General features: G+C 57.7%; 14 protein-coding genes. 6 read left to right on the top strand and 8 right to left on the bottom strand.

Going from position 1 to position 7,601, the window contains the following annotated elements:
* Positions 1-131 precede the first annotated feature (131 nt).
* On the bottom strand, positions 132-1,295 hold the full coding sequence (locus tag GAO09_RS09145) for a zinc-dependent alcohol dehydrogenase (protein ID WP_148148539.1): 1,164 nt from the start codon (positions 1,293-1,295) through the stop codon (positions 132-134).
* A gap of 371 nt (positions 1,296-1,666) precedes the next feature.
* On the opposite strand from GAO09_RS09145, the gene GAO09_RS09150 reads away from it, so the two are divergent.
* From GAO09_RS09150 to GAO09_RS09160, 3 genes are all read left to right on the top strand, one after another.
* Positions 1,667-2,584 (top strand): PhnA-like protein, encoded by a 918-nt coding sequence (locus GAO09_RS09150; protein WP_153353702.1) that lies wholly within the window; start codon positions 1,667-1,669, stop codon positions 2,582-2,584.
* Positions 2,585-2,922: 338 nt separating this feature from the next.
* Positions 2,923-3,159: a hypothetical protein gene (locus tag GAO09_RS09155; protein ID WP_153353703.1), complete on the top strand. Its 237-nt coding sequence runs from the start codon at positions 2,923-2,925 to the stop codon at positions 3,157-3,159.
* Between the two features lie 28 nt (positions 3,160-3,187).
* Positions 3,188-3,487 carry a hypothetical protein gene (locus GAO09_RS09160; RefSeq protein WP_153353704.1) on the top strand — a complete coding sequence of 100 codons (300 nt, stop codon included), beginning with the start codon at positions 3,188-3,190 and terminating at the stop codon, positions 3,485-3,487.
* Here the strand turns inward: GAO09_RS09160 and GAO09_RS09165 are convergent.
* From GAO09_RS09165 to GAO09_RS09175, 3 genes are read right to left on the bottom strand one after another with little or no spacing between them, the layout of a single operon-like run.
* Positions 3,460-3,723: a diguanylate cyclase gene (locus tag GAO09_RS09165; RefSeq protein ID WP_209018663.1), complete on the bottom strand. Its 264-nt coding sequence runs from the start codon at positions 3,721-3,723 to the stop codon at positions 3,460-3,462. The two genes, GAO09_RS09160 and GAO09_RS09165, sit on opposite strands and share 28 nt — an antisense overlap.
* Positions 3,713-4,000, bottom strand: coding sequence for a GGDEF domain-containing protein (locus GAO09_RS09170; RefSeq protein ID WP_209018664.1), 288 nt, complete (start codon positions 3,998-4,000; stop codon positions 3,713-3,715). Before GAO09_RS09170 ends, GAO09_RS09165 begins: the two co-directional genes overlap by 11 nt.
* A 28-nt stretch (positions 4,001-4,028) precedes the next feature.
* The gene (locus GAO09_RS09175) at positions 4,029-4,748 is read right to left on the bottom strand and encodes a PAS domain S-box protein (RefSeq protein WP_209018665.1); all 720 of its coding nucleotides are present in this window, start codon (positions 4,746-4,748) and stop codon (positions 4,029-4,031) included.
* A gap of 209 nt (positions 4,749-4,957) precedes the next feature.
* Here GAO09_RS09175 and GAO09_RS09180 point away from each other — a divergent pair, with 209 nt between their 5' ends.
* The gene (locus GAO09_RS09180; RefSeq protein ID WP_153353708.1) at positions 4,958-5,176 is read left to right on the top strand and encodes a hypothetical protein; all 219 of its coding nucleotides are present in this window, start codon (positions 4,958-4,960) and stop codon (positions 5,174-5,176) included.
* Between the two features lie 29 nt (positions 5,177-5,205).
* On the opposite strand, the gene GAO09_RS09185 is transcribed toward GAO09_RS09180, so the two are convergent.
* Both GAO09_RS09185 and GAO09_RS09190 read right to left on the bottom strand, forming a co-directional pair.
* A complete protein-coding gene (locus GAO09_RS09185) occupies positions 5,206-5,502 on the bottom strand; it encodes a DUF982 domain-containing protein (RefSeq protein ID WP_145642281.1) in 297 nt (98 codons plus the stop codon).
* A 98-nt stretch (positions 5,503-5,600) separates the two neighbouring features.
* Complete coding sequence (locus tag GAO09_RS09190) at positions 5,601-6,071, bottom strand: Hsp20 family protein (protein WP_153353709.1); 471 nt, start codon at positions 6,069-6,071, stop codon at positions 5,601-5,603.
* Between the two features lie 218 nt (positions 6,072-6,289).
* Here GAO09_RS09190 and GAO09_RS29620 point away from each other — a divergent pair, with 218 nt between their 5' ends.
* Positions 6,290-6,460: a hypothetical protein gene (locus GAO09_RS29620; protein WP_183830445.1), complete on the top strand. Its 171-nt coding sequence runs from the start codon at positions 6,290-6,292 to the stop codon at positions 6,458-6,460.
* A gap of 65 nt (positions 6,461-6,525) precedes the next feature.
* A complete protein-coding gene (locus tag GAO09_RS09195; protein ID WP_153353710.1) occupies positions 6,526-6,771 on the top strand; it encodes a hypothetical protein in 246 nt (81 codons plus the stop codon).
* A 77-nt stretch (positions 6,772-6,848) separates the two neighbouring features.
* On the opposite strand, the gene GAO09_RS09200 is transcribed toward GAO09_RS09195, so the two are convergent.
* Together GAO09_RS09200 and GAO09_RS29625 are read right to left on the bottom strand one after the other, a co-directional pair.
* Positions 6,849-7,085, bottom strand: coding sequence for a hypothetical protein (locus GAO09_RS09200; RefSeq protein WP_153353711.1), 237 nt, complete (start codon positions 7,083-7,085; stop codon positions 6,849-6,851).
* A 227-nt stretch (positions 7,086-7,312) separates the two neighbouring features.
* Positions 7,313-7,601, bottom strand: a 289-nt coding sequence (locus GAO09_RS29625; protein ID WP_209018666.1) for a hypothetical protein, incomplete at its 5' end; no start/stop codon positions are given.

Here is a 7,601-nt window from a genome sequence, read left to right on the forward strand (position 1 = left end):
AAACATGTTTCCTCCAGCCTCGGTGGTTCTTTGCATCAGAGGCAGCATCTCGTCGATGCTACAAGATCCTCACCTCTCGAAATGGGGTTTGATGCGTAAGCCAAGTGAAAGGCCCTGAGCCAAGCCGCGACTTATCCATTCGGCCGGATGACAACTTTGACGCAGCCGTCTGCTTTGTCGCGGAAAGTCTTGTATGCCTCCGGTCCCTCTTCGAGGCCTATGCGGTGGGTGATCAGGAAAGACGGATCGATCTTGCCCTCGACGATCAGGTTCAACAGCGGCTCGAGATACCGTTGCACATGGGTCTGGCCTGTCTTCAGCGTGAGACCTTTGCCCACGACGGCTCCGAGAGGTGCTGGAACTGCTGGACCCACGAAGACACCGGGCAGCGAAACGGTCCCGCCAGGCCGGCAGGCGAGGATCGCTTGGCTGAGGGCGTAAGGCCGTTCGGTTGACGTCAGCTTTGTCTGGAGGGTCTCCAACACACCGCCCGCGCCGTGGCTTTCCATCCCGACTGCCTCGATGACGGCGTCCGGTCCAAGCCCATTGGTGATGGCGAGAATACGCTCCTGCAGATCGTCATCCGCATAATCGAGCGTTTCTGCACCGGATGCTCGGGCAAGGGCTAGTCGCTCCGGTACGGTGTCGATTGCAATAACTCGCTCCGCGCCTAACAGGAACGCCGATTTGATGGCAAACAGGCCAACCGGGCCGCAGCCGAATACAGCGACTGTCTGCCCTTGCTTGATGTCGCAGTTTTCGGCGGCCATGTAGCCGGTTGGAAAGATATCGGAGAGGAACAGGACCTGTTCGTCGCTCAGGCCGTCAGGCACAACGATTGGGCCAACATCGGCATAAGGAACGCGAAGATACTGCGCCTGACCGCCTGGGAAGCGACCATACATTTCGGAATAACCGAACAGGCCGGCGGTCGGATAGCCGATCTGCTTTGCCTGCTCCGCGCCCGCGGGGTTCGATCGTTCGCACAGAGAGAACTGCCCCCATTTGCACTGCCGGCACTCACCGCAGGAAATTGTGAAGGGCACTACGACGCGATCGCCGATCTTGAGTTTGGAATTGCCGCGGCCGACTTCAACGACCTCCCCCATCGTCTCATGGCCCATGACGTCCCCCGCATGCATGCCGGGAACGAAGCCGCCGTAGAGATGCAGATCGGAGCCGCAAATCGCGCAGCTGGTCACCTTGATGATCGCGTCGCGATCGTCTTGGATTACCGGGTCGTCTACCGTTTCGCAGCGTATGTCGCCGCTACCATGCCACGTAAGAGCTTTCATCTGCGGTCTCTCCCAATTTACGGTCGGTCGTTGCCTCAATCTCATCAGGGCAATCAGCCGCCGTCAGCCCGTCAGGAACTCGCGGCGTGATCAACTGTTCCAGCTCCGTTCGGGCAGAGGATTCCGCATTCGGCCTGCGCGGAAAATAATGGCAAGCGATAGCGCGGGTCTTCAAGGATGCGGGTCCCCTAAGGATATGGAGTTCGACGGTCCGGGGAGCCTCCGCCTTATGCGCCCCCCGCCTCACCAAGCGCGGAGAGATCGTAACAAGTCACCCGAAACATTCCGATTTCCCCGCATCCGGAACATGTGGTCCACCGGCGAGTTGTGGCCACACTCACGAACCCGTGATGAATTAGCCGGAGGCTACCATGACAACCCCAGTATCAACCAATCTTCCCCACGATACCCTCCACGACACGTTAAGGGGCGGCGCACCCGCGACGGCGGCATATAACAAGGTGAGCTGGGGCGCGATCTTCGCAGGTGTGGCAATCGCGCTTGCGGCGCAGTTCCTCCTCAATCTTCTCGGCGTCGGTATCGGCGCGGCTGTCCTCGACCCAGCGACGTCCGACAACCCGACAGCAAGTTCATTTTCCATCGGCGGCGGGATCTGGTTCGTGCTCGCGGGCATCATTGCAGCGTTCCTCGGCGGCTACGTTTCGAGCCGACTATCAGGCCGACCAAGCAACTCGACGGGGGGCTATCATGGATTGACCACCTGGGCGGTCACGACCCTTGTCGTGCTCTATCTGCTCACGACCTCTGTCGGAGCGCTGGTGGGCGGTGCATTCAGCGGTCTTGCAAGTGTCGTCGGGGGCGTTTGTCAGACCGCCGCCACCGCCGCCACGACAGCGGCGCCTGCACTTGCCAACTCGACAAATCCGATGGCTGGGATCGAACAGCAAATCAGGTCTTCAACTGGCAATGACCCCCAGGCATTACAGACTGCGGCTGTGTCCTCCGTGCAGGCTCTGGTGACTGGAGATCAGGCGAAGGCCGAGGAGGCCCGCGCTCGCGCCGCCGACGCCGTCGCAAAAGCCCAGGGCATTCCGGTCGATCAGGCCCGGACCCAGGTCGAGCAGTATGAAAAGTCCTATCGGGATAACATGCAGGCCGCCAAGCAGCAGGCGATCGAGGCTGCCCAGACCGCAACTGCTGCCATATCTGCGGGTGCGATCCTCGGCTTTCTTGCGCTCGCACTCGGTGCGGTTGCGGGATGGTTCGGGGGTTCGTATGGCACGAAGCGCAACGTCATCGTTTCAGAAACCATTACGCATCGCGTCTGATGCAGCCGTCTACGACATCGCCGGGAGCGAAACGCTCCCGGCGAACCTTGTTTAAAACCAAGCAGCTTGAATCATTGGCATCAATGAGGCAGCTTCCTCTCCTGCGCTCTGGATAGTGGTTGAGGCAAGCGCGACGCTCAGGCAGCTTGAGCGATGTGTTCATCCATTCGACCGCCAACGTCTTTGCGGCGGCCACCATTGAGCTACTGTATGGGCACGAACCCGAGACATGTGGCTCTTCCAGTATATCGATAGATTGAGATTCAGCTGGGCATTCGTCTTGCGGCCGCGACGCGCAGACGTAATATTGGATAAGCGCCAACATTTTCAGTGACCCAATGAACCAACATCAGCCGCTGTCCGAACGCTCAGAATTCTCCGGCCGCTATACTGAGAACGGCATCACCGTCGTTGTGGAAATCTTCCGCCCTTCAGGCAGTGCCGATTGGCGGATGGAGGTAACCAGCCTAGAAGACCAGCTCACCGAATGGAATGAATCTTTCGCTTCTGCCCATGAGGCATGGGAAGAGTTCATCTATGTCGTCAGTACGGAAGGTCTCTCGGTCTTCCTCTAGACGCTTTCAACACCACCGGAGATGTAGGTTGGCGATCGACAGCGACAGACGGCGAACGATTTTTGATCGGGTGCGCACCACGGCACTGTTGCGGGGAATGCCTATCGACAGTGACCCCGAATTTATAGCCTTGGTCGATCTCTGGATCAGCGGCGAGTACGAGATGCCAGAGCTCAGGTCTCGATACAACGACCTTACAGCCCGCAGAGCACAGCGATCAAGGTCTGTTACTCACGCATTGGAAACGACGCCCAATCAAGCGGAGACGTTTGGCGGCGCGGGGGAAGATGCTGATCCACGTCAACGCATCGCCCCGGATGCAGACTGAAATCTGACGACATCCTTGCCGGCCGCCTTCGCATCGTAAAGAAGCGCGTCGGCCTCCTTGAGAAGCTCGGACATATCACGCTTCTCGCCCGCCCAAATTCCCCCAATGCTCGCGCGGACATCGGCGGTTTCATCGGCAATCACGATCGGCTCCCTCATCCGCGCAAGAATACGCTCTGCGGCCGCCTCCCCTGTGGAACGATCGCCCGCGACGACCACGACGAATTCATCCCCCACCTGTCCGTGCCACGAGATCATGGTCCCTGACGGCTGAGGTCAGGCGCGCAGCTGCAGTCTGCAGGACGATATCTCCCATCGCATGGCCATGAGCATCGTTCACCTCCTTGAACCCATCGAGGTCGAGCGCAAGGACAGCAAAGCCATCGGCAGACTGCAAAGCCGCGAACTCGATCGACAACCCACGCCGGTTCAGCAGCCCAGTCAACGCGTCCGTGCGCGCTGTCTCCTCCAGCACCTCGATCCGGCGTCGATCTTCGGTGAAGTCGATTGCCATTCCAACAATCTTGATCGGACGGCCGTCGCTAGCTATCGCGCAACAGCCGCCGATCACAACGCATCCAGCGTTCGCCGTGAACGGTGTCCAAACGATACTCGGCGACATTCTGGTCGAGCTTTCCGGCAATTAGCGGCGTCAGATCGGCCTGGGCGCCATCGTTCACGTTGACCCTGTTGACATAGCGCTCGAGATCGAGCCGTGCTGCTGTCGGCCCTCCAATAAACTGAGCCAGTCGATCGGACGTCTCGAATTTGCCTGTGAGGATATCCATTTGCCAGAAGCCCCCACGGACGGCTTCAAGCGCCAGCTCAAGCTGCGCCGCGCGCTCGGCGAGCTGACGCTCATGCTCCTTGTGGCGGGTGATATCCTCGATCTGCGATATGAAGCGCACGACCTTGCCCGCAGCATCGCGCATCGCGGCAACATGGATCAGGACGTGAACGATCTCGCCGAATGGGCGGAGATAACGCTTCTCGATCGTGTAGCCGTCCCGCCTTCCCTGCAGGACTTGCTTGAATAGGATCAGGTCCGCCTCGATATCCTCTGGATGGGTAAAGTCCCTGAAATGCGTTCCCAGCACCTTTTCGAGCGGAAGCGACAGCAGCTTGGCAAAGGCAGCATTGCCACGAATGATGCGTCCCTCAAGATCGACCAGAGCGATCCCGATCGGAGCATTCTCGAAGGCAAAGTCGAACAACGCTAGGCGGGTTTCGGGGTCGTCGGCCGTATACGGTTCCGCTACCATCTTTCCTCCAAAGACAAGAGCTTCACGGCGATAGGTGTGTTTTAGGGGAGGATAATCAAGGTGCCGGTCACCTTTGTCGCCCAACGGCAGCTGCATTTGCCCGGATCCTTGATGTCAGACACCTCCGAAATTATCGTGGGCCTTATCGGAATAATCGAAGGCCCCAATAAGGATCGACCTTCGAGACCGGTAAGATCAGGGAGGAAGACATGGATAACAAGAGCCGGGGTCTTTCCACGAGCGACATGCGCATACTGAGGACGCTGCTGGGCCGCTATGCGGCACGCTATCATCTCGCTGGCCCCGAGAAAGATGACTTGATCGAGCGAACGTTTCAGGCGTTGGCGAGCAACCCGGAGATTTTCTTCGAAATTCCAGTTGAACAGGCCGCTGCAGAGACAATGCACCGGATCTACGCCGGCCGCTAGCTTTGAAACTGTCGCAGCTTTTCTGGCTGTTACGCCCCGCCGATCTTCGCGCTCGTATCACACCGTAGATGAGGCGGGACGTCTTCCAGCTCGGCAAGCTTGCCGTTCTGCTTCAGAAAAATTCGAAAATTCTCTCGGACCGCGTCGATCGGCCAATGACCGTTCGCCGCCTCACGACAGTATCGAACAAGGGTCTCGTAAGCGAGATTGCGCTTCTCCTTGGGCCACTCGTCAAGAAAATCGAATACGTCATCCAGTCCGGTGATCTCCTGCACAAAATACCGGCGCTGTGCGTAGACGGGCTTGTCAAATTGAGCGAGCAACATACCGACCTCCTTCGTTTGCTCGATACCGACTGATGACTGAAGCCGGCCCTGGATCGGGCCGGCTGATATCGACCGATAATTCTTCTTGGTTGTTCGGGTCAGGCGACCTTGCGTTCGGCTTCGAGCCGGAGCGGCTCGCTAGCGGCTGATGCGACGCCGATTTCGATCTTGCGCGGCTTCATGGCTTCGGGCAACTCGCGCTTCAAGGCAATCGTCAGCAGGCCATTCTTTAGATCGGCCCCTTCCACCCTCACATGATCCGCAAGCTCAAACTTACGCTCGAAGGAACGACCGGCGATGCCGCGGTGGAGATATTCGCCCTGCAGCTCTTCAGCCTTCCCGCCTTTGATCACCAGGACATTGCGCTCCTGAGTGATATCGAGATCGCCTTCGCCAAAGCCTGCCACCGCCATCGTGATGCGGTAGTCGTCTTCACCAGTCTTGACGATGTCATAGGCCGGCCAGGTCTCGATTGCGTTGAGACGCTGCGTATTGCTGAGCAGATTGAACACGCGGTCGAAGCCGATGCTCGAACGATAGAGCGGGGCAAAATCAAGTTCAGTTCTCATAACCATATCCTCCGTAAAGCAACATGGAAGAAAGCGGGGAAATCCGCCTCCTCGGTCAGCCGACCCCCTCGTTGGGCCGTCGGCGTTGACCGATTTGGTTTTTGAGATTTTGTGGTTCAAGACCCCGCTCGAAAATTTTTCCAGCTCCCTGAAATCATCTTGTTCGCTGAAAATCCGGTCCTATTTCGAGTCGCGATCTTCGCTTTGGGAGCATCGGAATGGATGATGGAATGACCGAGATGTTTTCGGACGCCGATATTGAGATTTTGCCTCCGGCGCACAACACTGAACACGAGATGGCCATTTGCCTTTGCTGCTGTCGCCAGCGTCCCAACTCCGCCATCGATGAAGACGGCTGCGGCATTTGTGACGAATGCTTGGCACCTTAACCCCTCGAGAGGAAAACAAGCGCTGCACGTCTGGCGGCAAACTGAAGCTGAAAGGGAAATGAAAAATGGTTGGTATCACGGATTGGCTGGACGATCGCGTGCAGGAAATCATTCGCGACCCGGGCCTGCATGAGAACAAGGCAGACTTTCGCGATCAAGCGAAAATCCTGGTGGAGCCCGCAGAAGCGGACGGATTCACGGTGGCCGAGATCAAGGAGGCTTGTGGTGGAGACGTGGAGCGATACCTCCAGGATCAGCAGAACGCGATGACCGATTTCAACCGACAGCAGCGATTGGCGGATAACACGTAGCTTAGCGGGCGAGTTGGGAGTGTCGCAGGACGTTCCTCCCCTATCAAGGAGCACACTGAATGCCCGGAATCTTTATATCAATCTATGTCCTTGCATTCGATCTCGACGACCGCGGCCAACCAGTGCCAGCATTCGATCCTCGCCCTGCCGCGACCGAGGATGCCGCCATTGAGGAAGCTAAGGATCTTGCCACCCGGCACGCGGGCGTCGCTGTATGGAAACGTCGAGGCGATCCAGTTGTGGGCGAAGAGGGAGAACCCGAGATCGTCTTCCGAGCAGGCCGAATCGGGGACTTTGCTTAGGACAATTCGCACGACCGAACGGTCCGTTCGTTCAGTTTGATGTCGGTCATTGCGTTCAATGACAGAGTCCTTGTCAGCGGACGACAGGCTAGGAAACCGATAGAGAAGCGGCTCGTTGTCGCCTGCCTTGCATCTTCAAAGCCTCTTGCTGGGAAGAACGGATCAGTTCGGGTCTTGAGCGGAATCGAACCTGTGACCCAATGTAGTTTCGCTTCCATGTCACCCGAATTCTTAAGACGTCAGGGACTTGGAAATCCCATCCCTATCTCTCGGTCGCTATCTCCCTGCCGATGAAATCTAAAGACCGTCTCTGCTTCTGCTGGCAGCCATTCTCGAACATCTTCTTTTGTCTCGCTGTAGAAGTCTGGGTCCGGTCTAGCGAAGACTGGCAGATCATCTGACGCACAACCAGCAGGCAGGTGGACAGGCAATCTGAAGTTGGATGGAAACGGATGGAAAAATAGTGCATGACGGCTGGCTAGGAAATGGATGGAAACGGATGAAAGAATGGAAACTCTGAACACGACG

It is taken from the genome of Endobacterium cereale (assembly GCF_009617585.1).
GTDB classification, from domain to species: Bacteria; Pseudomonadota; Alphaproteobacteria; order Rhizobiales; family Rhizobiaceae; genus Neorhizobium; species Neorhizobium cereale.